This is a genomic window from Micromonospora sp. NPDC002389, assembly GCF_040296095.1.
Lineage (GTDB): Bacteria > Actinomycetota > Actinomycetes > Mycobacteriales > Micromonosporaceae > Micromonospora.
Map to the genome: position 1 here is coordinate 99,292 of NZ_JBEOWP010000002.1, position 24,301 is coordinate 123,592.

20 protein-coding genes and 1 pseudogene are annotated in these 24,301 nt (G+C 72.1%); 13 read left to right on the forward strand and 8 right to left on the reverse strand.

Features of this window, described 5'->3' with window-relative positions; genetic code table 11:
* Positions 1-101 precede the first annotated feature (101 nt).
* The 3 genes from ABT008_RS03645 to ABT008_RS03655 all read left to right on the forward strand — a co-directional run bounded on the left by ABT008_RS03645 (position 102) and on the right by ABT008_RS03655 (position 3,052).
* On the forward strand, positions 102-509 hold the full coding sequence (locus tag ABT008_RS03645) for a hypothetical protein (protein WP_350693348.1): 408 nt from the start codon (positions 102-104) through the stop codon (positions 507-509).
* A gap of 287 nt (positions 510-796) precedes the next feature.
* On the forward strand, positions 797-1,189 hold the full coding sequence (locus ABT008_RS03650) for a cupin domain-containing protein (protein WP_117228987.1): 393 nt from the start codon (positions 797-799) through the stop codon (positions 1,187-1,189).
* 66 nt (positions 1,190-1,255) lie between these two features.
* Positions 1,256-3,052, forward strand: a complete 1,797-nt coding sequence (locus ABT008_RS03655) for a glycoside hydrolase family 15 protein (RefSeq protein ID WP_350693350.1) — start codon at positions 1,256-1,258, stop codon at positions 3,050-3,052.
* Between the two features lie 12 nt (positions 3,053-3,064).
* On the opposite strand, the gene ABT008_RS03660 is transcribed toward ABT008_RS03655, so the two are convergent.
* Both ABT008_RS03660 and ABT008_RS03665 read right to left on the reverse strand, forming a co-directional pair.
* Positions 3,065-4,258, reverse strand: a complete 1,194-nt coding sequence (locus tag ABT008_RS03660; protein ID WP_350693351.1) for a threonine synthase — start codon at positions 4,256-4,258, stop codon at positions 3,065-3,067.
* A gap of 11 nt (positions 4,259-4,269) precedes the next feature.
* On the reverse strand, positions 4,270-5,313 hold the full coding sequence (locus ABT008_RS03665) for a DNA polymerase ligase N-terminal domain-containing protein (protein WP_350693352.1): 1,044 nt from the start codon (positions 5,311-5,313) through the stop codon (positions 4,270-4,272).
* Between the two features lie 78 nt (positions 5,314-5,391).
* Between ABT008_RS03665 and ABT008_RS03670 the strand changes: the two genes are divergently transcribed.
* Positions 5,392-6,180, forward strand: coding sequence for an aldo/keto reductase (locus ABT008_RS03670; protein WP_350693354.1), 789 nt, complete (start codon positions 5,392-5,394; stop codon positions 6,178-6,180).
* Between the two features lie 75 nt (positions 6,181-6,255).
* On the opposite strand, the gene ABT008_RS03675 is transcribed toward ABT008_RS03670, so the two are convergent.
* Together ABT008_RS03675 and ABT008_RS03680 are read right to left on the reverse strand one after the other, a co-directional pair.
* Positions 6,256-6,765: a GNAT family N-acetyltransferase gene (locus ABT008_RS03675; RefSeq protein ID WP_350693355.1), complete on the reverse strand. Its 510-nt coding sequence runs from the start codon at positions 6,763-6,765 to the stop codon at positions 6,256-6,258.
* An 87-nt stretch (positions 6,766-6,852) separates the two neighbouring features.
* A complete protein-coding gene (locus ABT008_RS03680; protein ID WP_350693357.1) occupies positions 6,853-7,986 on the reverse strand; it encodes a glycoside hydrolase family 12 protein in 1,134 nt (377 codons plus the stop codon).
* A gap of 361 nt (positions 7,987-8,347) precedes the next feature.
* Here ABT008_RS03680 and ABT008_RS03685 point away from each other — a divergent pair, with 361 nt between their 5' ends.
* Together ABT008_RS03685 and ctaD are read left to right on the forward strand one after the other, a co-directional pair.
* Entirely contained in the window at positions 8,348-9,454 is a 1,107-nt protein-coding gene (locus tag ABT008_RS03685) for an FAD-dependent monooxygenase (RefSeq protein ID WP_350693358.1), read from the forward strand.
* A gap of 117 nt (positions 9,455-9,571) precedes the next feature.
* On the forward strand, positions 9,572-11,329 hold the full coding sequence (ctaD, locus tag ABT008_RS03690) for an aa3-type cytochrome oxidase subunit I (protein ID WP_350693360.1): 1,758 nt from the start codon (positions 9,572-9,574) through the stop codon (positions 11,327-11,329).
* A gap of 1,271 nt (positions 11,330-12,600) precedes the next feature.
* On the opposite strand, the pseudogene ABT008_RS03695 reads toward ctaD, so the two are convergent.
* The 4 genes and pseudogenes from ABT008_RS03695 to ABT008_RS03710 all read right to left on the reverse strand — a co-directional run.
* Positions 12,601-13,794: pseudogene (locus ABT008_RS03695) on the reverse strand (MFS transporter); the annotation flags it as partial.
* A gap of 71 nt (positions 13,795-13,865) precedes the next feature.
* Entirely contained in the window at positions 13,866-14,447 is a 582-nt protein-coding gene (locus ABT008_RS03700) for an isochorismatase family protein (protein WP_350693362.1), read from the reverse strand.
* Positions 14,448-14,460: 13 nt separating this feature from the next.
* A complete protein-coding gene (locus ABT008_RS03705) occupies positions 14,461-15,747 on the reverse strand; it encodes a nicotinate phosphoribosyltransferase (protein WP_350693363.1) in 1,287 nt (428 codons plus the stop codon).
* Positions 15,748-15,763: 16 nt separating this feature from the next.
* Entirely contained in the window at positions 15,764-18,445 is a 2,682-nt protein-coding gene (locus ABT008_RS03710; RefSeq protein WP_350693365.1) for a LuxR C-terminal-related transcriptional regulator, read from the reverse strand.
* Positions 18,446-18,645: 200 nt separating this feature from the next.
* Between ABT008_RS03710 and ABT008_RS03715 the strand changes: the two genes are divergently transcribed.
* The 7 genes from ABT008_RS03715 to ABT008_RS03745 all read left to right on the forward strand — a co-directional run bounded on the left by ABT008_RS03715 (position 18,646) and on the right by ABT008_RS03745 (position 24,033).
* On the forward strand, positions 18,646-20,142 hold the full coding sequence (locus tag ABT008_RS03715) for a P-loop NTPase family protein (protein WP_350693366.1): 1,497 nt from the start codon (positions 18,646-18,648) through the stop codon (positions 20,140-20,142).
* 157 nt (positions 20,143-20,299) lie between these two features.
* Positions 20,300-20,590, forward strand: a complete 291-nt coding sequence (clpS, locus tag ABT008_RS03720) for an ATP-dependent Clp protease adapter ClpS (protein ID WP_350693368.1) — start codon at positions 20,300-20,302, stop codon at positions 20,588-20,590.
* Positions 20,587-21,093 carry a DUF2017 domain-containing protein gene (locus tag ABT008_RS03725; RefSeq protein WP_350693370.1) on the forward strand — a complete coding sequence of 169 codons (507 nt, stop codon included), beginning with the start codon at positions 20,587-20,589 and terminating at the stop codon, positions 21,091-21,093. The genes clpS and ABT008_RS03725 overlap by 4 nt, the downstream gene beginning before the upstream one ends.
* Before the next feature lie 54 nt (positions 21,094-21,147).
* Complete coding sequence (locus tag ABT008_RS03730) at positions 21,148-21,636, forward strand: M67 family metallopeptidase (RefSeq protein WP_093401918.1); 489 nt, start codon at positions 21,148-21,150, stop codon at positions 21,634-21,636.
* A 63-nt stretch (positions 21,637-21,699) separates the two neighbouring features.
* Entirely contained in the window at positions 21,700-22,050 is a 351-nt protein-coding gene (locus ABT008_RS03735) for a MoaD family protein (protein ID WP_350693371.1), read from the forward strand.
* Positions 22,051-22,060: 10 nt separating this feature from the next.
* Positions 22,061-23,026: a PLP-dependent cysteine synthase family protein gene (locus ABT008_RS03740; protein WP_350693373.1), complete on the forward strand. Its 966-nt coding sequence runs from the start codon at positions 22,061-22,063 to the stop codon at positions 23,024-23,026.
* A gap of 260 nt (positions 23,027-23,286) precedes the next feature.
* On the forward strand, positions 23,287-24,033 hold the full coding sequence (locus ABT008_RS03745; protein WP_350693374.1) for an MBL fold metallo-hydrolase: 747 nt from the start codon (positions 23,287-23,289) through the stop codon (positions 24,031-24,033).
* Positions 24,034-24,301: the final 268 nt, after the last annotated feature.

Sequence of the window (24,301 nt, forward strand, 5' to 3'; positions counted from 1 at the left end):
TACGTTCGATGCACAAAGGGTGCTGATCGGCGCTGATCCTTCTTAGCCGCCCTAATCAACTCAACACGCCTCGGCCGCCCGGCCGGCTGGAGAGGAGAACGATGTCCAGCGCGAGAGCCAGGAGCAGGCGGGCGGCCCAGCCAGCGCCGGAAGAGGAGACCACGGCCCGCGCCGAAGCCGCGCACACCACCTGCGGCGGTGCCGGCATGCCGTCCACGGCGAGGGTGCTGTTCGCCGTGGTCAGCGCGAACGGCGTCCTGGTCCGGGGGATGGGCGCCGCGACCGCCGACCGGTTGAGCACCGGGATGTACCAGGTGGTCTTCGACCAGGACGTGACCGCCGCCGGGTGTGTCGGCACGGTGGGTCTGTCGGGCAGCGCGGGGCTGGCGCCGTCCGGTCAGATCGCCGTCGCCGGGCGTACCGGCATCCCGAATGCGGTCTTCGTGACCACCTTCGACAGCGCCGGGGCCTTCGCCGACCGGCCGTTCCACCTGGCCGTCCTGGCCTAGCCGGCGAGCCGGCCGTCGTGGCCTGGCCGCACGGGCGGGCGCCGGCCGGGTCCGGACACGAGCGCACGGCGCCGTTCGATCCGAGGACCCGAACGTCGCCGCGCTCAGCCGTCTCCCGCCACCGCAGCCCGTACGGCGGTACGTCGGCGGGGACCTGGCATGGCCGACCAGTGCCGGCCGGTCGTGTCGATCCCCGTTCGGCGTGCCGCCAAACCCTCATATCGTGCGCAATTCCACTATCTGCAAGTCCCGGCGTGGGGCGGGCCGCAACGGGGTATGTGCCGGGCATGGAGCACTTCACTATCGCCACGGTCGCCGAGAAGAGCCCGGACTTCCGGCGCGTGCTGTGGACCGGGAAGCACACCCAACTGGTGATCATGACGATCCCGGCGGGCGGTGAGATCGGCGAGGAGGTCCACGAGGACATCGACCAGATCCTCACCTTCGTCAGCGGCACCGGCGAGGCCCGGGTGGCCGGCGAGAAGCGCGAGGTCGTGCAGGGCGACCTCGTGGTGGTGCCGGCCGGGACGAAGCACAACTTCGTCAACACCGGACCGAACCCGCTGGTGCTCTACACCGTCTACGGGCCGCCGGAGCACGCCGACCAGGCGGTGCACAAGACCAAGGAGGAGGCCGACGCGGCCGAGGCCGCGGGCGAGGACGAGCCGCCGACCTCCTGACCCGTCCCGCCGGCCCGGGCGTCCGGGCCGGCGTGATGTGGTCGAGGATCCGGGTACGCGCACCGGATGGTGCAGCCGCCGATCTCCGACTACGCGTTCCTCTCCGACTGTCGATCGGGGGCGCTGGTCGGGCGGGACGGCTCCGTCGACTGGTGGTGCCCGAACAGGTTCGACTCACCCGCCGTCTTCGCGCGGCTGCTCGACTCCGACGGGGGCCACTGGCGGCTCGCGCCGGTCGCCGCCGGACGCGCCGGGCACCGGGTGCAGCGGGCGTACCGACCGGACACCCTGGTGCTGCGGACCGTGCACCAGACCCCGGAGGGCAGCGTCGCGGTCACCGACGCGCTCGCCGCCGAGGCCGGTGCCCGGGGCCACGAACTCGGCCTGCGGTCGCCGGCCGTGCTGCTGCGCGTCGTGGAAGGGCTCTCCGGCCGGGTACGGATGGCGCTCGACTTCCGGCCCCGACCGGAGTACAGCCTGCTCACGCCCTACCTGCACGAGTTGGACGACGGCGGGGTGCGGGCCGTCGCCGGGCCGGCCGAGTTGACGCTGCGGTGCGCCGGGATGCGGCTCACGGCCGACCACGACCGGGTGCACCACGTCTTCGAGGTCGACGAGGGGCAGGTGCTCGGCTTCGAGGTCGCGTACGCCCCCGCCTACGGAGAGCGGCCGCTTGCGTCGGACCCGGTCCGACGGCTGACGGACACCGTGCAGACCTGGCGCTCCTTCCGCGACACCCACCACTACGACGGCCGGTACCCGGACGTGGTCCGGCAGAGTTCGACAGTGCTCATCGGCCTCACGTACGCCCGCAGTGGTGCGGTCGTCGCGGCGCCCACCACGTCGTTGCCGGAACGGATCGGCGGCGACCGCAACTACGACTACCGCTTCTCCTGGCTACGCGACTTCGCGATGACGATGCGCGCGCTGTGGGTGGCGGCCTGCCCCACCGAGGCGTCCCGGCTGTTCGACTGGGCGGCCCGCTCGATCGGCCGGATCGGTGCCGAACCGGTGCCGGTGCTGTTCGGTCTCGAAGGGGAGCGGGACGTCTCCGAGCACCACTGCGCCGGCCTGGCCGGCTACGCGGGCAGCGCCCCGGTACGCGTCGGCAACGACGCCTGGCGGCAGCGCCAACTCGACGTGCCCGGCGAGATGGTGTCGGCGGTGTGGCGCCTGCGCGACTACCTCGGCGAGCCGTTCGGCACCGAGGTGCGGGAGATGGTGCTCGGCCTGACCGAACAGGTGGCCGCCACCTGGCACCTGCCGGACCGGGGCATGTGGGAGACCCGGGACACCGACCGGCACTACGTGGCCTCGAAGGCGCTCTGCTGGGTGGCGATGGACAAGGCGGTACGGCTGGCACCGCACCTCGGCGAGCGGGCCGACCCCCGGCGCTGGGCGGGCGTCCGGGACGAGATCCGCGCCACCGTACTCCGCGAGGGCTTCAGCCGAGAGCGGGGCGTCTTCACCGGCGCGTTCGGCTCACCCGAACTGGACGCCGCGGTGCTGTACCTGCCGGTGGTGGGTTTCCTACCGGCCACCGACCCCCGGATGCGCGCGACCATCGCCGCCGTCGAGCGGGAACTCGGCGGCGAGGGCGGCCTGATCCGCCGCTGGGACACCGACCCGGCCGGCTTCCTGCTCTGCTCGTTCTGGCTGGTGGAGTGCCTGGCGATGGCCGGCGAGCAGGAGCGGGCCGCCCGGCTGTTCACGCAGGTGGCCGGGCACGCCAACGACGTCGGCCTGCTCAGCGAACAGATCGACCTGACCACCGGCGCGCAGCTCGGCAACACCCCGCAGGCGCTGTCGCACATCGGCCTGGTCAACGCCGCCTGGCGATTGACCGACCCGGCCCCCGAGTGACCGTACGGGTCGTCAGGCGGGCAGCAGCGGTACGCCGCTCACGTCCACCGTCTCCGGGTACTTCAGGCCCGCCCCGGTGTTGAGCACCACCACCCGCTCACCCGCGCGGATCCAGCCACCGGCACGCAACCTGCGGACGGCGGTCAGGCAGGCCGCGCCCTCCGGGCAGAGCAGCAGCCCCTCACGGGCCGCGAAGTCCCGCAGGTCGGCGAGGATCTCGGCGTCGTCCACCGCGATCGCGGTCCCGGCGGTGGCCCGCAACGCGGCCAGGACCAACTCGTCGCCGAGCGGCGCCGGCACGGTGATGCCGAACGCCACCGTGTGCGCGTCCGCCCACGGCTGCGCCCGGTCCTCGCCGGCCGCGAACGCGCGCACGATCGGCGCGCAGCCGGTGGACTGCACCGCCACCAGCCGGGGCAGCCTGTCCTCCACCCAGCCCAGCTCGCGCAGCTCACCGAGCGCCTTGTGGATGCCGATCAGCCCCACTCCGCCGCCGGTCGGATAGACGATCACGTCGGGCACCTGCCAACCCAACTGCTCGACGATCTCGTACCCCATCGTCTTCTTGCCTTCGAGCCGGTAGGGCTCGCGCAGCGTACCGGCGTCGAAGATCGAACCGCCCGAGGCCGCGACGAGCGCGGCGACCTGCCGTCCGGCGTCGCCGATCAGCCCGTCGACCAGGCGCAGGTCCGCCCCGGCGGCCACGCACTCGCGGCGGCAGATGGTCGGCGCGGACAGCGGCATCGCGATCGTCGCGCCCATCCCGGCGCGGGCCGCGTAGGTGGCCCAGGCGGCGCCCGCGTTGCCGTTGGTCGGCATGGCGATCCGCCGCACCCCCAACTCCCGGGCCCGGCTCACCCCCACCGCTGCGCCACGTGCCTTGAACGAGCCGGTCGGGGTCAACCCCTCGTCCTTGACCAGCAGCTCGTCCACACCGATCTCCGCGCCGTACGCCGGGGCGCGCAGCATCGGCGTCCAGCCCTCACCGAGCGTGGTGACGAACGCCGGGTCCGCCACCGGCAGCAGTTCCCGGTACCGCCACAGGTCGGCCGGGCGCAGCCCGAACCGTTCCGGCTCGACCGTGCGCCGCACCGCCGCCAGGTCGTAGCGGGCCAGCAGCGGCGAGCCGCACGCGCAGAGGTTCTGCGGTACGTCGGCGTCGTGCTCGGTGCCGCAGCGCGGGCACTCCAGGTGGGTCAGGTGCACGAGAGGTCCCCTCAGCTCGCGTCGACGCTGCGCCACGCCGGGCTGCGTCGTCCGGGCTCGTAGCCGGAGTCCAGCCGCTTCGCCACGACCCCGGGCAACCCCTGCTCACGGGCGGTGCGCAGGGCCTCGGCGCCGGTGCCGGGGAACCACGGCGGAGTCTGCCAGTGCGGCCCGGCCAGCGCCAGACCGTCGAGCAACTCCCGGCGCTGCGGATAGGGCAGGTCGAGGCTGCTCACGCCCTCCAGCCAGAGCAGGTCGACCAGCAGGTACTGGGCGTCGGCGGTGCTCCGGCCACCCCGGGCGGGTCGGACCCGGCCGGCCCTGTCGATGCGGACCAGGACGCCGTCGAGCACCGCCTCGGTCGGCGCCAGCGCCTCGGCCATCGCGCGCAGCCAGGGGTACCCGCCGGTGATCTCCGCACCGTCCCCGGCGAGCAGCCGTAACCGCCCGCCCGACACGTACGCCGTCGCGCGTACCCCGTCCCAGCGCAGCTCGTACCCCCAGTCGGCCTGGTCGGCGGGGAGCCGGCGGGCCGGTGTGGGGCGCATCGGCGCGACCTGCTCGGGCATGCTGGTCCAGCCGGGCGGCGGCGGGTCGGTGCGGCGCACCATCCAGTCCCGTCCGTCGCGGCCACCGGCGGCGAACAGCACGTACCGTCCGGTGGTGCGCCGCCCGCGCAGCCGCACCACCACCTCGCGCTCCTGCCACTTCTCGCAGCGGTAGGTGCCCCGGTCGTGGATGATCATGCGTCCGCCGCCGTACTCGCCGGCCGGGATCTCACCGGCGAAGTCCAGGTACTCCATCGGGTGGTCCTCGGTGTGCACGGCGAGATGGTTGCGGCCCGGCTCGCGCGGCAGCCCGCGCGGCACCGCCCAGGAGGCGAGCACCCCGTCGTGCTCCAGCCGCAGATCCCAGTGCAGGCTGCGGGCGTGATGCTGCTGGATGACGAAGCGGCCCCGGTCCGCGCCGACCCGGCCGGTCCCGGTCGCCGGCACCGGTTCCGGGGTACGCGCCGCGTCGCGCTTGCGCCGGTACTCCGCCAGCCGGTCAGCCACGATGACATTCTCCGGCAAACCGGGCCGCCGTGCCCGGGTCCGGGAATGGCGGCGTCGATCAGGGGTAGAACGGTCGGTATGGACCACGTCGACCAGCCCACCGCCGTCCTTCCCGGTGACGTCCGAATCCCCCTGCTCGGCTTCGGCACCTGGCAGGCCACCGGCGAGACCGGCTACCAGGCCGTGCTCGACGCGCTGGACGCGGGCTACCGGCACATCGACACCGCCACCATGTACGGCAACGAGGAGGAGGTCGGTCGGGCCGTCCGGGAGAGCGGGCTGCGTCGCGAGGACGTCTTCATCACCACCAAGCTGCCGCCCGACCAGGTCGGCCGGGAACGCGAGACGATCGAGGCGAGCCTGCGCGCGCTCGGCCTCGACTACGTCGACCTGTGGCTGCTGCACTGGCCGCCGAGCGATCCCGGCGACCTGATCCCCGCCTGGCGGGAGATGCTCGCCGCGCGGGACGAGAACCTGGCCCGCGCGGTCGGCGTGAGCAACTTCAGCACCCCGCAAATCGACGAGCTGATCCAGGCCACCGAGGAGAACCCGGCGGTCAACCAGATCAAGTGGAGCCCCCGGCTGTACGACCGGCAGCGGCACACCGAGCACCGTGACCGGGGCGTCGTGCTGGAGGGTTACAGCCCGTTCAAGACCAGCGACCTGTCGGACCCGGTGCTGACCCGGATCGCCGGCGCGCACAACGTCTCGCCCGCCCAGGTGGTGCTGCGCTGGCACCTCGACCACGAGATCGTCGCGATCCCCAAGTCGGTGACTCCGGACCGGATCCGGGCCAACGCCGACGTCTTCGGCTTCTCCCTGAACGCCGAGGAGATGCGCGACATCGACGCGCTCGGCACCCCCTGACGCCGTTCCCGGATGTAAGGAAGGGTCCCCTGCTAACGCCTCGTGCATAGCAGGGGACCCCTTTTAACATCAGGATCAGGGCATGCCCGGGGCGCCGCGTTCCCAGCGGTGCAGCACGAGGCGGCGTCGGCCCTCGTCGACGACGACCGGCTCACCCCCGGTCGGCCGATAACCGACCGCTCGGGCGGTGGCCATACTCGCCGCGTTGTCCGCCTCGATCTCCAGGTGCGTCGTGGGCAGGCCCGGGATCGAGTCGGCGTACGCGGTCACCAGCCGCAACGCCCGGGCGGCCAGTCGCTCGCCCCGATAGGGCGGCCCGACCGCGTACCCGATGCCGCCGGTGACCAGGTTGAGCATCACCTCGCCCCGGGCCAGGTCGTCGGCGCCGGTGACGGCCAGATACAGCCGCTCCTGGGAGGTGCGCGTCCTCGCCAGGTACGCCTCGGCGGCAGCTCGGTCGAACGGCGCGGCCACCGGCAGCCGGTGGGCCATCTCCGGATGATCGAAGATCACGACTAGCTGCGGCAGGTCGCGTTCCGCCCACGGGCGCAGCACGAGCCCGTCACCGTCGAGGCGTATTTGCACAGTCGGTCCTCCCGCCGGCCTGATGATGTTAGGAAGGGTCCCCTCCTATGCACGAGGCGTTAGGAGGGGACCCTTCCTTTCACGAAGTCAGGAGCGGGTGCAGGTGGCGCCGTTGAGGGTGAAGCTGGTGGGGGAGGAGTACGACCCGCTCAGTGAGCCCTGGTAGCCGAAGCTGGCCGTGGCGCCGGGAGCGAGCGTGCCGTTCCAGTTGATGTTCCGGGCGGTCACCGAGGATCCGCTCTGGCTCACCGTGGCGTTCCATGAGCTGGTGATCTGCTGTCCGGAGGGCAGCGAGTACGCCAGCGTCCAGCCGTTGACGGTGCTCGACCCGGTGTTCGTGATCTGCACGTCGGCGGTGAAGCCGTTGTTCCACGAGTTGGCGGTGTACTTCACCGCGCACGCGCCGCTACCCGAGGGCGGCGGGGTGGTCGGCGGGTTGGTGGTGGGCGGCGGGTTGTTGCCGCCGCCGTTGACCGCGGCCGAGAAGTTGGTCACGGCCAGGCCGGCGCCGCCCTGCCAGGGCTCGAAGCCGGCCTGGATGCTGGTCAGGTACCACGAGTTGGTGATCGCGCCCCGGTTGCGGGTGTCGTTGATGAAGGCCAGCAGGTTGAGGTTCGCGCTGCTGATGGCCGACGGCGACAGGTACGAGATGACGTTGTTGGAGCCGTTGCTGCCGCGCCAGACCTCCCAGTTCCGGCCGTCGATGTTCGCGTTGCCGACGGGGGAGCCGATGGGCTGGATGGAGCCCTGCCGGTTGAGCCAGATCATGATCTCCATCTGGTTCACGCCGTCGCGCTTGGGCGACGGGTCGAGCCAGATGTCGTACGAGGCGTTGTAGGTGGCCCCACTGACGTACCGGTAGTTGATGCTGCTGCTCGCGCTGCTGATCTGGCTGACCTGGATGGGCAGGTTGGTGCCGGGGGAGCAGTTGGTGTAGTGGCAGCCGACGAAGACCGACGGGTACGCGGTGGGAGCGCCGTTGGTCGGGCTGCTGCCGTTCTGGGTTCTGATCTCGAAGCCGCTGCTGGTCACGTTGATGCACTGCTCGGCGGTGGTGCCCCAGCGGTTGTTCTGCACCACGTAGCGGTTCTGGATCACCGTGCTGCCGTACTGCTCGCAGATCAGGGTGTCCGCAGAGGCGGTGCCGCCGAGGGCCACGGCGACGGTGGAGCCGGCGGCGAGCAGGCCGACGGCCGTGATGGCCCGCAGGATACGTCTCATGATGCTCCTTGCGCTGCGGCGTCAGGGACGCCGGGACGGTGTGCGAGTGGAGCGGTGGGAAGGTGCTCGCCGCCGGGGGTGGGTGGCTCCGGGAGCGCTCCCATGTGCTCATCGTCACATTTACATACATGGAACAACGGGCGCAACAGGCCGGGGTTATTGAGGTGAATTATGACGTGTGTCACGTACGCGCCGATCGGCCACTCGGAGATCTCCGGCCGGGCGTTGGGCAGCGCCGACGGGGGGTGTGCCGACGCCGAGGGATGTCCGTCGTGGGCTAATTGCCTCTGGCGTGCACCGATTGCGCCGAGTAGTGTCTTGCCTCCAACGCGTGCCGACCCCTCCGGAGGCGTACAACCCCATGCGTAGCTCCCCCCTGCGCATTCTCGTCGTCGGCGCGGGCATCGCCGGTCTGGCCGTGGCCCGGGCGCTACGCCTGGCGGGCTTTCGGCCCGACGTGACCGACAAGGCGCCCCCGGGCGAACTCGCCGACGCCGGTCTCTACCTGCCGGGCAACGCCGCCCGCGCGCTGCGCCGCCTCGACCTCGACGACCCGGTACGCCCCTACGGGCAGGTCATCCACCGCCAGCGCTTCCTGGACGCAGGCGGCGTGCCGCTGTGCGAGGTCGACCTCGACACGCTCTGGGCCGGCGTCGGCGAGTGCCGTGCCATGCCCCGCGCCGACCTGCACCGGGTCCTGCTCAGCGGGGCCGGTGGCGCGGTCCGGCACGGCGCCGAGGTCCGCACCATCGACCTGCTGACCAACACCGTCGGCGTCACCTTCGTCGACGGCACCCAGACCGAGTACGACCTGGTCATCGGCGCCGACGGTCCGCGTTCCTCGATCCGGGCGCTGGCCGCGCTCGGCGGACCGCCCCGCCCCGCCGGCCAGGTGGTCTACCGGAGCGTGGTGCGTGACGGGCCGGCGGTGCGGGACTGGACCGCGCTGCTCGGTCAGCGCAGCGGGATCCTGGTGGTGCCGATCGGAGCCGGTCGGCTGCACTGCTACGCGGACGAGGCCGGCTCCGCGCCGCCGGCCGACCCGAGGGCCCGGTTGCGTGAGCTGTTCGGCGACTACGGCGGCCCGGTGCCCGAGGTGCTCGACGCGCTCGGCACGGTGCACGCCAGCGTCACCGACGAGGTCGAACTCGGGCGCTGGCACCGGGGCCGGGTGCTGCTGGTCGGTGACGCCGCCCACGCCACCGCGCCGACGCTCTCCCAGGGTGCCGCGATGGCGCTGGAGGACGCGGTGGTGCTCGCCGAGTCGTTGCACGCCGCCGGGAGCGTCGAGGCGGCACTGACCGCGTACGAGAGCCGCCGCCGGCCGCGTACCCGGTGGGTGCGGGACCGGACCCGGGACCGCAACCGCACCCGCGACGTGCCGCCGGCGCTCCGCGACCCGCTGTTGCGCGGACGCGGCGACCGCATCTTCGGCGAGCATTACCGGTTGCTCCTCGGCCCGCTGTGATCCACGCCCGGTGACCCCACGCGGCGCTCTCACCTGCCGGGGACTATCCTCCTTGCGGATGACGGCCCGCAGAGACACGCGTGCCGAGCGGGACAACCCAGGAACCGGAGGCCCCTCGTGACCACCGTCGCACCGAAGCCGGTCGTGACCCGGCCCTGGCCGGTCCGGGAGCCGGTCAAGGGGTCGGCCATCGCGCGGCTGTTGCGGTCCACGGACGCGAAGCAAATCGGGATCATGTACATGGTCACCGCGTTCGTGTTCTTCATGATCGGTGGTCTGATGGCCCTGATCATGCGGGCCGAGTTGGCCCGGCCCGGGCTGCAGTTCCTCTCGCCCGAGCAGTACAACCAGCTGTTCACGATGCACGGCACGATCATGTTGCTGTTCTTTGCGACGCCGATCGTGTTCGCCTTCGGCAACTACATCGTGCCGATCCAGATCGGCGCGCCGGACGTCTCGTTCCCGCGGCTGAACAGCTTCGCGTACTGGCTGTACCTGTTCGGTGGCACCATGGCCACCGCCGGTTTCCTCACCCCGGGTGGCGCGGCGGACTTCGGCTGGACGGCCTACACCCCGCTGAGCACCAGCGAGCACGCCCCCGGCGTCGGCGCCAACATGTGGGTGGTCGGTCTGGCCATCTCCGGTCTGGGCACCATCCTCGGCGCGGTCAACCTGATCACCACGATCCTGACCCTGCGCGCGCCCGGCATGACCATGTTCCGGATGCCGATCTTCACCTGGAACATGCTGGTCACCAGCCTCCTGGTGATCCTGGTCTTCCCGCTGCTGGCCGCCGCGCTCTTCGCACTCGCCGCCGACCGCATCCTCGGTGCCCACGTCTACAGCCCCGACACCGGCGGCCCGATGCTGTGGCAGCACCTGTTCTGGTTCTTCGGGCACCCCGAGGTGTACATCATCGCGCTGCCGTTCTTCGGCATCATCAGCGAGATCATCCCGGTCTTCTCCCGCAAGCCGATCTTCGGCTACAAGGGTCTGGTCGCCGCCACCATCGCCATCGCCGGCCTGTCGATGAGCGTCTGGGCGCACCACATGTTCGCCACCGGCCAGGTGCTGCTGCCGTTCTTCAGCTTCCTGAGCTACCTGATCGCCGTGCCGACCGGTATGAAGTTCTTCAACTGGATCGGCACCATGTGGCGCGGCCAGATCAGCTTCGAGACGCCGATGCTCTGGTCCGTCGGCTTCCTGGTCACCTTCCTCTTCGGTGGCCTGACCGGCGTGCTGCTGGCCGCCCCGCCGCTCGACTTCCACATGCACGACTCGTACTTCGTGGTGGCGCACTTCCACTACGTGCTCTTCGGCACGATCGTGTTCGCGGTCTTCGCCGGCATCTACTTCTGGTTCCCGAAGATGTTCGGCCGGATGCTGGACGAGCGGCTCGGCAAGATTCACTTCTGGCTGACCATGATCGGTTTCCACACCACGTTCCTGGTGCAGCACTGGCTCGGCAACGAGGGCATGCCCCGGCGGTACGCCGATTACCAGGCCATCGACGGCTTCACCACGCTGAACATGATCTCCACGATCGGCGCGTTCATCACCGGTATCTCCACGCTGCCGTTCATCTACAACTGCTGGAAGGCGTACAAGGCCGGTCCGGTGGTCGAGGTTGACGACCCGTGGGGCCACGGCAACTCGCTGGAGTGGGCGACCACCTCCCCGCCGCCGCTGCGCAACTTCGACCGGATGCCCCGGATCCGCTCCGAGCGTCCCGCCTTCGACGCCAAGTTCCCCGAGCTGGCCGCCGGGCAGAGCCTGGCCGGCCCGCCCGAGGGTGGCTCCAAGCCGCTCACCAGCGAGTCCGACGGCGGTGCCAGCTACCAGGAGGACACCTCCAGCGACATCGATCGCCGCTGACACCACCGCACGCACCACGACGGGCGCCACCCCACACCCGGGGTCGGCGCCCGTCGCCCTTCCCCCCACGGGCCGTACGTCGTGTTGATCCCTGCCGTGGCCCGAGAGGGTGTGATCGATGCGGTCGAGCCGGTGGCCGCGCACATGCCTCGCGGGAGCTGACTCGGCGCCTGCCCCGGCACCCGTCCGGGCGAGCCGCCAGCGCCCGCAGGCTCGGCGCTGGCGCGCGCTCCGCGCTGGCGCGCACGCTCCGCGCTGGCGCGCACGCTCCGCGCTGGCGCGCACGCTCCGCGCTGGCCCGCAAGCTTCGTGCCGGCGCGCAAGCTCCGCGCACGGCGCTGGCCCCAAGCTTCGTGCCGGCGCGCAAGCTCCGCGCACGGCGCTGGCCCCAAGCTCCGGGCTGGCTTGCAAGCTCCGCGCACGGCGCTGGCTCGCCTTGCGCTGGCCCGCTCCACCGGAAACCGGATCGGCGCTGCCGGGCCCCGCTGCTGTGAAGCAGCAACTTCATGGATGTTGCTGTCTCGGAGCGAGATGAGGCAGCAATATCCATGAAGTTGCTGCCTCGGCCAGGTGCCCTCGGCCAGGTGCCCTCGGCCGTGGGCACTCGGCCGTGGGCACTCGGCCGTGGGCACTCGGCCGTGGGCACTCGGCCGTGGGCACTCGACCGTGGGCCCACTGCCGAGGGCCAGGGGCCGTCGGCCGTCGGCTCGGTCAGGGCCGGTGCGAGGGGCCATGGGTGACGGGCAAGGGGTGACGGGCAAGGGGTGACGGGCAAGGGGTGACGGGCAAGGGCGGGGGCGCGGGCTGCGGGGCCAGGGCGAGAGGTGAGGAGCCAGGGACGCGGCGGGTGCGGGAGTGACGCGGCGGCGGTGTCAGGAGGTTGTCGTGGAGAAGGCCGCTGCTGATTCGTGGTCCGGGCCGGATCGGACCACGGCGATGGGCCTCGGTGCAGACCCGGCGACGGTGACCTGTGTACCGGTCACAGGCGCGAGGGAGAACCCTGCTGGCGTCGTGTCGGCTGCGGCCGTGACGGCGACGGGCGTGGTCATGGCGTCGGCGGGCACGGAGGCAGGTGTCGCGGGCATGGAGGCAGGTGTCGCGGGCTCGGGGAGGGGAGCGGTCGTGGCGTCGGCGGGCACGGAGGCAGGTGCCGCGGGCTCGGGGAGGGGAGCGGTCGTGGCGTCGGCGGGCATGGAGGCAGGTGTCGCGGGCATGGAGGCAGGCGTCGCGGGCACGGGGAGGGAAGTCGTCGTGGTTCCGGCGGGGACGGTAGGTGGTGGGGTGTCGAGGGCGGCGCGGTCGGCGCGGCGGTGGCGTAGCTCGATCGGGAGGACCGCGAGGGCCACCAGGGTGCCGATAGCGCCGGTGACGACGAATCCCCACAGCGGGCTGGAGGCGTCGATGACCGCCCCGGCCAGTGGGGCGCCGACGGCGATGCCGACGGTGACGGCCGAGCCGTGCAGACCCATCGCCTCGCCGCGTACCCCGGCGGGGGCGAGGCGGCTCACCGCGTCGGAGGTGGCGGCGATGGTGGGCGCGCAGAGTGCTCCGGCCGGGATCAGGGCCAGGCAGAGGAGCCACCAGTGTGAGCCGCCCAACCCGACGGGGATGGTGCACAGGCTCAGCGTGCCCAGCAACGCCACGGTGGAGAAGGAGCGGCGGGCGGCGCCGTACGCGAAACCGCCGGCCAGCGACGCCACCGCCCAGACGGCGAGGACGACGCCGGTGAACCCGGCGTCGCCGTTCTCGCGCAGGACCGCGATGACCGCCACGTCGGTGCCACCGAGTACGAGGGTCGCCGCGGTGCTGACGGCGAAGACGGCGATCAGTCGGGAGGTGAGCCACTGGCGTCGGGCGATCCTCGGCTGCGGACCGGCGGCCGCCTCACCGGCGCTGCGGACCGGCGGGTTGAGCAGCCACAGCGCGATACCGGCGGTGACGATTCCGGCGCCGACCAGGTAGAGCGTGAGGCGCGCGGAGATGGTGGTGACCCCGACCGTGGCGAGCGCCGGGCCGATCATGAACGACAGCTCGACGGACATCGAGTCGAGCGCGTACGCGGGGCGGCGCTTCTCCGGCGGCACCAGCGCGGCGACGGACTGCCGGATCACCGAGAAGATGGGCAGCGCGAGCAGGCCGGCCAGGAAGGCGGCCGGCAGCAGCAGCGGGTACGACAACTGTGGCGCGGTGGACCAGAAGACGGCTTCGGCGACGGTGGTGAGGACGAGGACGGGACGCAGCCCGTGGCGGTCCACCAGCCGGCCGAGCAGTGGGGCGCCGATCGCGGCACCGACGGTGATCGCGGCACCGGCCAGTCCGGCGGCGCCGTAGCCGCGCCCGAGATCCTGCACGACATAGAAGGTCAACGTGACCCCGGTCGCCGTCAGCGGGATACGGGCCAGCACCGCCACCAGCAGCAACGACCGGAGACCGGGTAGGGCGAGCGCCTCCCGGTAAGGCTTCATGTTCACGTCGGTCCGTACCTCCGCCGGACATCCTCGACGGAGGGTGGTGCCGACGCCAACGAATTAGCGGGTCATGCGTCCCTGATCACAGGGGCACCGTGCACGGTGATCCCGGCACCGTCGAAGGCACGCAACGCGACGTCGGTGGTGTCCGGCGCGACGGCTGCGGTCAGATCCAGCAGCACGGTGGTGGCGAAGCCCTCGCGGGCGGCGTCCAGGGCGGTCGCGCGGACGCAGTGGTCGGTGGCGATGCCGACCACGTCGACCCGGTCCACTCCGCGCTGGCGCAACCAGTCGGCCAGTCCCTCGCCGTCGGGGGCCTGCCCTTCGAAGCCGGAGTACGCGGCGGCGTACTCGCCCTTGTGGAAGACGGCCTCGATCCGGTCGGTGGCCAGCTCGGGGTGGAACTCGGAGCCCGGGGTACCGACCACGCAGTGCCGGGGCCAGGTGCTGACGAAGTCCGGTGCGTCGGCGAAGTGGTTGCCCGGGTCGACGTGGTAGTCCTTCGTCGCCACCACGTGGTCCCAGCGGTCCGGCTCGCCGGCCAGCAGCCGGGAGATCCCGGCGGCGACACCGGCACCGCCTGCGACGGCCAGCGAACCGCCCTCGCAGAAGTCCTTCTGCACGTCGACGATGATCAGCGCGTTGCTCACCGACGCGCTCCTTTCACTCGGCGGGTACGACGGTGACCGGGATGGCCGGGTCGCCCGCGGAGAGCTTGAGGCCCTCCCACGGGATGGAGATCAGGCACTGACGCAGGTGTTCGCGCGACTCGTCAAGCGTCGGCAGCGTCACCGGCTCGCCGTCGGCCACGTACGACCGTTGCAGCAGCCGGTCGTTGGGACGGCGGTCCGGCACGCCCTGCGGGACGACGATCTCCTCGGTGGCGGTGCCGGTGGGCTTGTGTCGGCGGACCGCCACCTTGCGCCCGCCGATGGTGGCCTTGTGCTCGGAGCGCTTGACGACCGGCCGCCCCTCGACCTCGACCAGCTTGTAGACCAGGCCGGCGGTGGGTGCGCCGGAGCCGGTGACCACGGCGGTGCCGGCGCCGTACATGTCCACCGGCTCGGCGGCGAGCGAGGCGATGGCGTACTCGTCGAGGTCGCCGGAGACGATGATCTTCGTCTCGGTGGCACCGAGCGAGTCCAGCAGCTCGCGGGACTGCTGGGCGATCACCGCCAGATCGCCGGAGTCGATCCGGACCGCCCGCAGCTCCGGCCCGGCCACCTCGATCGCGTTCCGGATGCCCTGGCTGATGTCGTACGTGTCGACCAGCAGCGTGGTGTCCTTGCCCAGCGTGGCGACCTGCGAGGCGAAGGCGGCCCGCTCGTCGTCGTGCAGCAGGGTGAACGCGTGTGCGGCGGTGCCCGCGGTGGGGATGCCGTAGCGCTGGCCGGCGGCGAGGTTGGAGGTGAACCGGAACCCGGCCAGGTACGCGGCGCGGGCCGCGGCGACGGCGGCCTCCTCGTGCGCCCGCCGGGAGCCCATCTCGATCAGGGCCCGGCCCCGGGCGGCGGTCACCATCCGCGCTGCGGCGGCGGCCACCGCGCAGTCGTGGTTGAGCACCGACAGCACCAGCGTCTCCAGCACCACGCACTCGGCGAAGCCGCCCGAGACGGTGAGGATGGGGGAGCCGGGGAAGAAGAGGTCGCCCTCGGGGTATCCGTCGATGTCGCCGGTGAACCGGTAGTCGGCGAGCCAGGCGGCACCCTGCTCGTCGACCACGCCGGTGCGGCGCAGGAAGTCCAGGTCGGCCGGGTCGAAGCGGAACTCGCGGAGCATCTCCACCAGCCGGGCGGTGCCGGCGACCACGCCGTACCGGCGGCCGATCGGCAGCCGCCGGCTGAACACCTCGAAGACGCAGCGGCGGTCCGCCGTGCCGTCGCGCAGGGCGGCGCTGACCATGGTCAGCTCGTAGTGGTCCGTCAGCAGAGCGGGACGAAGGCTGTGCACAGCCCCAGCCTAGGGTTCAGGTGGTAGCCGTGCCGCCGTGGCCCGGGATCGTCCGCAACGCCGCCCTGAGTTCGACGCGCCCGGTCACCCCGAGCTTGGTGTAGATCCGCTGGAGGTGGTTCTCCACCGTCCGTGCGGAGAGAAAGAGCTGCTCAGCGATGGCGCGGCTGGTCTCACCGTGGGCCGCCAGCCGGGCCACCTGCCACTCCCGCTCGCTCAGCGTCGGGGTGGCCGCGCGCAGCGCCGGAGTGTGCACCATGTCACAGCAGCCGAGCATCACCGCGAGCCGCTCGCCGGCACTGGCGAGCTGCGGCGAGCGACGCTGGCGCAGCAGGTGCACCGCCTCGGCGGCGGCCTCCGCGGCCGGCAGTGCCAGCCCCAGGTCCAGGAAGCCGTCGGCGGCGGCTAGCAACTGCTCGGGGGAACTCTCCGCCGCGGCGCGGGCGTGCCGGGCCAGGAGCGGAGGCAGATTGCCGTCGACCTGCTCGGAGAGTTCCGTCAGCCGCTGGGCGACCGTGCGGCGGCTGCCGTCGGAGCAGGTCGGGCCGGTCGGCGCGGTGGCCTCGCCGAGGCGTACCAGATCGTGCAGCACCAGGGTCTCGTGTCCGGCGAAGCCGTCCACCCGCAGCCGGTCGACCAGCCCGTGCAGGTGCGCCGTCGCGCCGGCCAGGTCACCGCCGGCCGCGAACGTCGCGGCCCGGGCCTGTTCCAGCCACGGGTACAGCACCGCCATGCTCGGCGCGTGGGTGCGGTCCGCCTCGGCCATCGCCTCGGCCGCCTGCCGGGCGTCGCCGCGCAACGCTGCGGCCTGCGCGCGTTCGGCCTGGGCGAGACCGGCGTAGACCCGGCTGGTCGCCAGCACCGCGCAGGCGCCGAGCGCGGCCTGCAGAGCCGCGTCGCTGCGCCCGCGCAGCCGGGCCGCGTACGCGCGCAGGATCGCCAGGTACCCGCTGCCCAGCCGGAAGTCGCCCGCGTCGGCCAGGTCAGCGAACTCGTCGGCGACCAGCGCGTCGATGCCGGACAGGTCACCGGAGAGCGCCAACCGGGTGCCCCGGGCCAGCTCGACGGCGAGTTGGAGGTACGGCATGTCCGCCCGCCAACTGGCCACCTTCGCCTGCACGAGGTCGACCGCGGTGGCGCTGCGGCACAGCTGTCCCTGCACCGCCTGGAGGTGGGCGATGGCGCATCGGGCCAGCTCCCGCGCGGCGATGCTGGCCGCCGGCCGGTCCAGCACGTTCTGGGCGAGCCGTAGCGCGGTCGGTGCGTCCAGCCGGTGTAGCCGCATGATCGCCTCGAAGGAGCGCACCCGGGCCTGGGCGGCGTGGTCCTTCAGGTCGCTGCCGCGCTTGGCGATCTCCTCCACCGTCGAGTGCTGACTGAGTCCCCAGTAGCTGACCATGCCGCGGACCGTGAGCCACCGGCTGAGCCGCTCCTCGTCACCGGTGTCGGTGGCGACGGCGTCGAGCACGCCGAGCGCCTCGGCCGGGCGGTCGGCGAACATCAGGATGGTGGCCAGCAGCTCGGCCGCGTCGAACCCGCCGTCGGCGTCGAGCGCGGCCCGCGCCAGCCGGGTCGCCAGCGGTACGTCGTAGCGCGCGAACGCCTGACCGGCCGCGTCGACGAGCATCGCCGGATCCTGCGCGGTGCCGGAGTCCAGTCGCCACACGGCGACCCGCAGCAGGTCCTCCCGGCGTCGCTTGCCGACACCCTCCAGCAGTTCGGCGAGGTGTGCCTGCAACCGGCGGGTCCGGCTGACCGGGCACTGCCGACGCACCACCTCGCCGTAGAGCGGGTGGGCCAGGCGTACGTCGACCCGCCGGTCGGAGGGGGCCACCGTGATCAGGCCGCGTTCCTCGGCGGTCTCCACATCGGCCTGTTCCGCCGCTCGGTAGAGCAGCCGCAGGCCGAGCGGCTCGCCGAACGCGACCAGCTCGACGACGGTGCGTACGCCGGGGGTGAGCTGGGTGATCCGGATGTCGATCAGCTCGGTCAGGTTGGGCGCCAGCTCCAGCCGGCCGGTCCAGGTCCAGACGCCGTACTTCGTGCTGGACTCGCCGCTGTTCGTGACGGCGTGCACCAGTTCGCGTAGCAGCAGCGGGTTGCCGGAGCTGAGTCGGCCGAGCCGCTCGGACGAGGCGTGGTCGACCTGGCACCCCAGGATCTCCCGGAGCAGTCGGGCGGTCTCCGCCGGTGGCAGCGGGCTCACCTCGGCGTGGTCGACCAGTCCGTCCGTCCACAGTGCGCGGATCGGCAGCGGGATCTGCTCGCCGTCGCGCAGGGTGCCCACCACGGAGGCGTTCTCGGAGCGGGCGACCAGGTGTACGAGCGCGGCCGACGGCGGGTCGAGCAGGTGCGCGTCGTCGACGGCGAGCACGATCCGTCGGCCCGCGGCCTGCTGCTGTAACACGTCCAATGCCCAGCGCAGGATGCCGGCCGGGGAGAGCCCCTGTGGTTGTTCGACGGGAAGCACCTGCACCAGACCGCCGAACTGCACCGCCTGGGTGGTGGCGCTGGCCGCGATCCACCAGACCGCGTACTCCTCGACGGGAAGCGCGTCGACGCCTTCCCGGAGCAGGCGGCTCTTGCCGATACCCGGGCTTCCGGCGAAGATTATGCCTCGCCGGCCCTGGGCGCCGGTCACCGCCGCCTGCAGACGGTCGAGTTCCGCCGTGCGGCCCACGAACTTCCACCGACTCATTCGCGCAGCATATCGATGGAACTATGCCCCGGCCGGTAGCCCGAGCGGATGAAGTTGAGTAGTCGCGGAGTTACCGCAGAGTACTTTCGTTTGTCCCATTCCCGACGCCCACGCCCGTACTCTTCCGAAATCCGGGTGCGTCGCCGGATGTTCACCGCGACCGGCTCTGCCGGCCGCCCAGCCTCGGAGGCCGCCGCCTGATGAAGCCGGGCCCTCTCCACGACCTCGGTACGCCCGACGATGCGACCGGGCCACCGGGTCACCGCCCGTTCCCCGATCGGCTCGGCGTGACCGTCGATCCGCGTGAGCCCCTCGGCGTGGTCGCCGTGGGTCCGGCCGGTGCCGGCCGGGCGAACGTGCTGGCCGCCCTGCTGGACCTCGATGCCGGGATGCTCACCGTGCCGACCGGAAGTTGGTTGGTGGTACGGCACGCGACCGAGGCGAGCCGGTCCGCCTACGTGCCCGGCTTCCGGGCGCCGTTCTCGTACCGGACGGACCTGCCGGAGGTCGGGCCGGCGCTGGCCCGGCCGCCCCGCCGGGTCGAGCTGAGCCTGCCCGAGCCGCTGCTCAAGCACTACCAGCTCGTCGACACGCCGGACCTCTCGTCGCTCGGGCGGGCCGGCGCCGGGGTCGTGCTCGACGCCGCCGGCCGGGCCGGCGCACTGCTGTTCGTGATCGCCGCGGACCAGTCCTTCAGCGCCGCCGAGCTGCACCTGCTCGCCGAGGTCGTGGACAGCCCGGTCCAGGTCTTCTTCGCGGTCACGCCGGGTGCGAGCGGCTGGACGTCGCCGGAGCCGGCCGAGGCGCCCGACGGCACGGCGGTGGATCCGATCACGGTCATCGTCGAGGCGCACCGGGCCGCGTTGCTCGCCGCCGTACCCGGGCTGGCCGAGGCCCGCTGGTTCCCGATCGTCGAGGGCGACGCGCTGGCCCTGCGGCGGGTGCTCGTCGGGTGGGCCTCCGACGAGGGGCTGGAACGCTCCAGCCTCGATCCGCCGGACGTGCCCGGCCTGCACGGCCGGGTGCCGGTGCTGCCGGAGCCGGGCGAGTGGTCCGAACGACTCGACCGCCAGGTGGGGTCCGCAGGCCGGCGCATCCGCCAACATCTGGCGCTGGAACTGGCAAACCTGCACCTGCGGGTGGTGCAGGAGATCGTCTTCGGCACCGGTTGCGCCGGTCTGCCGCAGTTGCTCGACCGGGAGATGGAGGCGCTGTCCCTGCTCGCCACCGTGCAGTGCGACCACGCGGTGCGGGAACTGGTCGAGGACATCGGCGGTCGACTCTTCGGCGCGCCGCTGCCGGAAGGGGTCCGTCGCCGCATCACCAAGGCGGTCCGGTGGGGGATGCCCGACCACGTCACCGGCCCGGAGTTGGAGCGGGTGTTGTTGGTCACCAGCACCGCGGGCGTGGCGTCGCTGACCGGCCCCGCCGCGATCGACGCGCTGGCGGCGTACCCCACCGTGCCGCGGACCGAGATCCTGCCGCCGGTCGCGGTGTCGCTGGCGGGTGGCTGCTGGCAACACTGGCGTACGCCCGCCAACGCCGACCAGAGCGCCGCGCGGGCCTGGTCCCAGCGGGCGTTGCGGGAGATCGAGTTGGAGTTGTCCCGGGAGATCTCGCGCCGGTTCGAGGTGGTCCGTCTCTCGCTCGGCATGGTGCTGTCCGATGCAGCCGAACACGGCATCCTGCTCGCCTGACCGTCACGCGGCGTACCCCGGCGGTCCTCCCACCGGGGTGCTCGCGTGCGCGCTCAGGACGACCAGCCGTGGTCATCGGGCGGCGGTCGGTGGCGATCCCACCCGGTCCGGCGTTCCGGTTCCTCGGTTCCGCCGAACCGGTGGCACGATGGGGGGCATGGCGGCTCCGCAGGTTGCACCGGCGCAGACCCCGGACACCGATGAGGTGCCGGCCTCCGATCGGCCGTGGGTGACGATCGTGTGGGACGACCCGGTCAACCTCATGACGTACGTGACCTGGGTCTTCCAGAAGCTCTTCGGTTACAGCCGGGAGAAGGCCGAGCAGTTGATGCTGGACGTGCACCACAAGGGCAAGGCGGTGGTCTCCAGCGGGGCCCGCGAGCGCATGGAGCACGACGCCTCACAACTGCACGCCTACGGGCTGTGGGCGACGGTGGAGCGCTCATGAGCATGTTCCGCCGCCGGGGTGACCGGTACGTCGCCACGTTCGCCGTCGACGAGGTGCGTGTCCTGCGCAAGGTCGCCTCCGAGGTGGTCGGGCTGCTGACCGACGGGTTCGACCACTCCGACCCGGTCGTGTGCCGGCTCTTCCCCGAGGTCTATCCGGAGGACGCGGCGGGGACGGCGGAGTTCCGCCGCTACACCGAGGGCGACCTGAAGACCGCCAAGATCGATCAGGCCGGGGCGATCCTGGCCGCGCTGCCCGACGACGCCGACAGCGGCGGAGAGGTACGCCTGGACGCCGAGGCGGCCGAGGCATGGCTGCGGGCGCTGAACGACGCCCGGTTGGCGATGGGCGTACGGCTGGAGATCAAGGACGGCACCGATCTGGGGGCGGAACTGGACGATGCGGTCGCCGAGGACCCGTCCTCCAGCCGGGTGTTCCAGCTTTCGGTCTACGCGTATCTCGGTTATCTCCAGGAGTCCCTGCTCAACGCCTTGATCGAGTGACTGTGACCGGCGCGACCTCGCGGTCGTGGGCCGCCGGGCGCTAGTCTTGGCGGCGTGCTGAGCATCGACCGGTCGATCGTCGACGCGATCGTCGCCCACGCTCGTCGGGACCACCCCGACGAGGCCTGCGGCGTGGTCGCCGGCCCGGTCGGCAGTGACACTCCGACCCGGCACATCCCCATGGAGAACGCCGCCCGCTCGATGACGTTCTACGAGTTCGACTCGATGGAGCACCTGCGGGTGTGGCGCGAGATGGACGACCGCGACGAGGAACCGGTCGTGATCTACCACTCGCACACCGCCACCGAGGCGTACCCCTCGCGGACGGACATCTCCTTCGCCGGTGAGCCCGGCGCCCACTATCTGCTCGTCTCCACCCGCGAACCCGACACGGAGGAGATCCGTTCCTTCCGCATCGTGGACGGGGTGGTCACCGAGGAGCCGGTGCGGATCCTCGACGCCGGGGTGGATCCGCACGCCGTGCAGTCGTACATGTTCGGGCAGAGCCCGGCGACGGTCGACTACGAGTGTTCGGGCCGCTGATCCCCGTCAGCACCCGCACACCCTTTCCCGTCACCGAGCACACCCGATCGAGGAGTACGACACATGGCCATCGAGGTTCGCATCCCCACCATCCTGCGCAGCTACACCGGCGGCGCGAAGGTCGTCGAGGGCAGCGGTGACACGCTGGACGACCTGCTCACCGACCTGGACTCCCGGCACGCCGGGCTGCGGGGCCGGCTGGTCACCGAGGCCGGCGCGCTGCACCGCTTCGTCAACGTCTATGTCAACGACGAGGACGTGCGCTTCCTGGGCGCGCTGGACGCCAAGCTGAACGACGGCGACAGCGTCACCATCCTGCCCGCCGTGGCCGGTGGCGCGTTTGGCTTCGCCGCCGCCGCGGCGATCAGCCAGCACAGCGCCGCCGGGCGTCGCGCGCCCGTCGCCGCGAGCTGAGGCGGCCGCGATGACGCGGTACGACAGCCTGCTGGACGCCTGTGGCGGCACGCCCCTGGTGGGGCTGCCCCGACTGTCGCCGACGGTGCCCGACGGGGCACCGCCGGTGCGGCTGTGGGCCAAGCTCGAGGACCGCAACCCGACCGGCAGCGTCAAGGACCGGGCCGCGCTGTTCATGGTGCGGGCCGCCGAGGAGTCCGGCAAGCTCCGGCCCGGCGACACGATCCTTGAACCGACCAGCGGGAACACCGGCATCTCGCTGGCCATGGTGGCCAAGCTGCGCGGCTACCGGTTGGTCTGCGTGATGCCGGAGAACGTCTCCACCGAGCGGGTGCAGCTGCTCCGGATGTACGGCGCGGAGATCATCTTCTCGCCGGCGGCGGGCGGCTCCAACCAGGCGGTGGCCACCGCGAAGCAGATCGCCGCCGAGCACCCGGACTGGGTCATGCTGTTCCAGTACGGCAACGAGGCGAACGCCCGGGCGCACTACGAGACGACCGGCCCCGAGCTGCTGCACGACCTGCCCACGATCACCCATTTCGTGGCCGGGCTGGGCACCACCGGCACGTTGATGGGGACCGGACGCTACCTGCGCGAGAAGGTCGAGGGCATCCAGATCGTCGCGGCCGAGCCGCGCTACGGCGAGCTGGTCTACGGCCTGCGCAACATCGACGAGGGGTACGTCCCGGAGCTCTACGACGCGACCGTGCTCAACCGACGGTTCTCCGTCGGCACCCGCGACGCGGTGCTGCGTACCCGGCAGTTGGTGGAGGTGGAAGGTCTGTTCGTCGGCTTCTCCACCGGGGCGGTGCTGCACGCCGCCCTGGCCATGGCGCACGAGGCGGTGCGGGACGGCCGCCGTGCCGACGTGGCGTTCGTGGTCAGCGACGGCGGCTGGAAGTACCTCAGCACCGGGGCGTACGGCGGCACGCTCGCCGACGCGGAGGACGCCCTGGAGGGGCAGCTCTGGGCCTGAGCCCAGCGACATCGACGAGGGTCATCGGCATGATGCCGGTGGCCCTCGTCGCGTCGGACGGTCCGGATCGGCCGGTCCGGTAATCCGGCCTCGATCGGATGGGCGGAACGGGTGTCACGTTGGTGACAACTTCCAGCGGATCATTCTTGCCTCCAGGTGGGCGGGCGTAGGCTGCGCAGCGTGGCGTACGCGTCGGTATTGATCATCTCCGGAGCGGCGACCGGCTCGATCGCTACCTATCGTGACAGCGAGACAACTCGATGCGACTGACCGTCCTGGGCTGTGCGGGCAGCTTCCCCGGACCCGAGTCCCCCTGCTCGGCCTATCTGGTCGAGGCCGAGGACTTCCGGCTCCTGGTGGACTTCGGCCCGGGCTCGTTGTCCACCCTCCAGCGCTACGCCGGGTTGCACGCCCCGGACGCCATCCTCCTGACCCACCTGCACTGCGACCACATCCTCGACGCCGCGTCGTACGTGGTGGTCCGGCGGTACGCCCCGGACGGCCCGTACCCGCCGCTGCCGGTGTACGCCCCGGCCGGTGCGCCGGACCGGCTCGCCGCGGCGTACGGGCAGGAGGACAGCACGGTCGAGGACGTGTACCAGTTCTATGCGTTGCAGCCCGGTACCTTCCCGATCGGCCCGTTCACCGTCACCGTCGACCGGGTGCTGCATCCGGTGGAGACGTACGGCGTACGGTTGGAGCACGGTGGTCGGACGCTCTGCTACTCGTCCGACACCGCCCCCTGTGAGGCGTTGCTGCGGCTGGCCCAGAACGCCGACGCCTTCCTCTGCGAGGCCAGCTACCTGGACGGCGTGGACAATCCGCCCGACCTGCACCTCACCGGCCGCGAGGCGGGCGAGGCGGCGGCCAAGGCCAACGTGGGACGGCTGCTGCTGACCCACCTGGTGGCCGCCTGGGGCAGCGAGGCGCACACCGTGACGTCGGCGGCGGCGGCGTACAGCGGCCCGCTGGACGTGGTCCGGCCGGGCGCCAGCTACGACATCTGACCCACCGTCGGGAGCGGACAGCGGCGTTCTCGCCCAGACCCTAGGATCGCGCGGGTGAGCGACCCCTCCGCCGGCCCCGACCCGCGCCCTGCCGACCGGCCGGCATCTCCCGCGCCGGGCCGGCCACCGGCCGGGCCGTACCCTCCGACGTTCGCGCCGCATCCGTCCGGAGCCTGGCCGCCCCCGCCGGCCCCCGGGCCGTACGGTCCTGCGCCGCGTCCAGGACCGTTCCCGCCGGTACCCGCACCGCGCAAGCGGTCCCGCACCG

Coding starts and splice junctions, on each gene's coding strand:
- ABT008_RS03645 (WP_350693348.1), top strand. CDS start 102: ATGTCCAGCGCGAGAGCCAGGAGCAGGCGGGCGGCCCAGCCAGCGCCG.
- ABT008_RS03650 (WP_117228987.1), top strand. CDS start 797: ATGGAGCACTTCACTATCGCCACGGTCGCCGAGAAGAGCCCGGACTTC.
- ABT008_RS03655 (WP_350693350.1), top strand. CDS start 1,256: ATGGTGCAGCCGCCGATCTCCGACTACGCGTTCCTCTCCGACTGTCGA.
- ABT008_RS03670 (WP_350693354.1), top strand. CDS start 5,392: ATGGACCACGTCGACCAGCCCACCGCCGTCCTTCCCGGTGACGTCCGA.
- ABT008_RS03680 (WP_350693357.1), bottom strand. CDS start 7,986: ATGAGACGTATCCTGCGGGCCATCACGGCCGTCGGCCTGCTCGCCGCC.
- ABT008_RS03685 (WP_350693358.1), top strand. CDS start 8,348: ATGCGTAGCTCCCCCCTGCGCATTCTCGTCGTCGGCGCGGGCATCGCC.
- ABT008_RS03710 (WP_350693365.1), bottom strand. CDS start 18,445: ATGAGTCGGTGGAAGTTCGTGGGCCGCACGGCGGAACTCGACCGTCTG.
- ABT008_RS03715 (WP_350693366.1), top strand. CDS start 18,646: ATGAAGCCGGGCCCTCTCCACGACCTCGGTACGCCCGACGATGCGACC.
- clpS (WP_350693368.1), top strand. CDS start 20,300: ATGGCGGCTCCGCAGGTTGCACCGGCGCAGACCCCGGACACCGATGAG.
- ABT008_RS03725 (WP_350693370.1), top strand. CDS start 20,587: ATGAGCATGTTCCGCCGCCGGGGTGACCGGTACGTCGCCACGTTCGCC.
- ABT008_RS03735 (WP_350693371.1), top strand. CDS start 21,700: ATGGCCATCGAGGTTCGCATCCCCACCATCCTGCGCAGCTACACCGGC.
- ABT008_RS03740 (WP_350693373.1), top strand. CDS start 22,061: ATGACGCGGTACGACAGCCTGCTGGACGCCTGTGGCGGCACGCCCCTG.
- ABT008_RS03745 (WP_350693374.1), top strand. CDS start 23,287: ATGCGACTGACCGTCCTGGGCTGTGCGGGCAGCTTCCCCGGACCCGAG.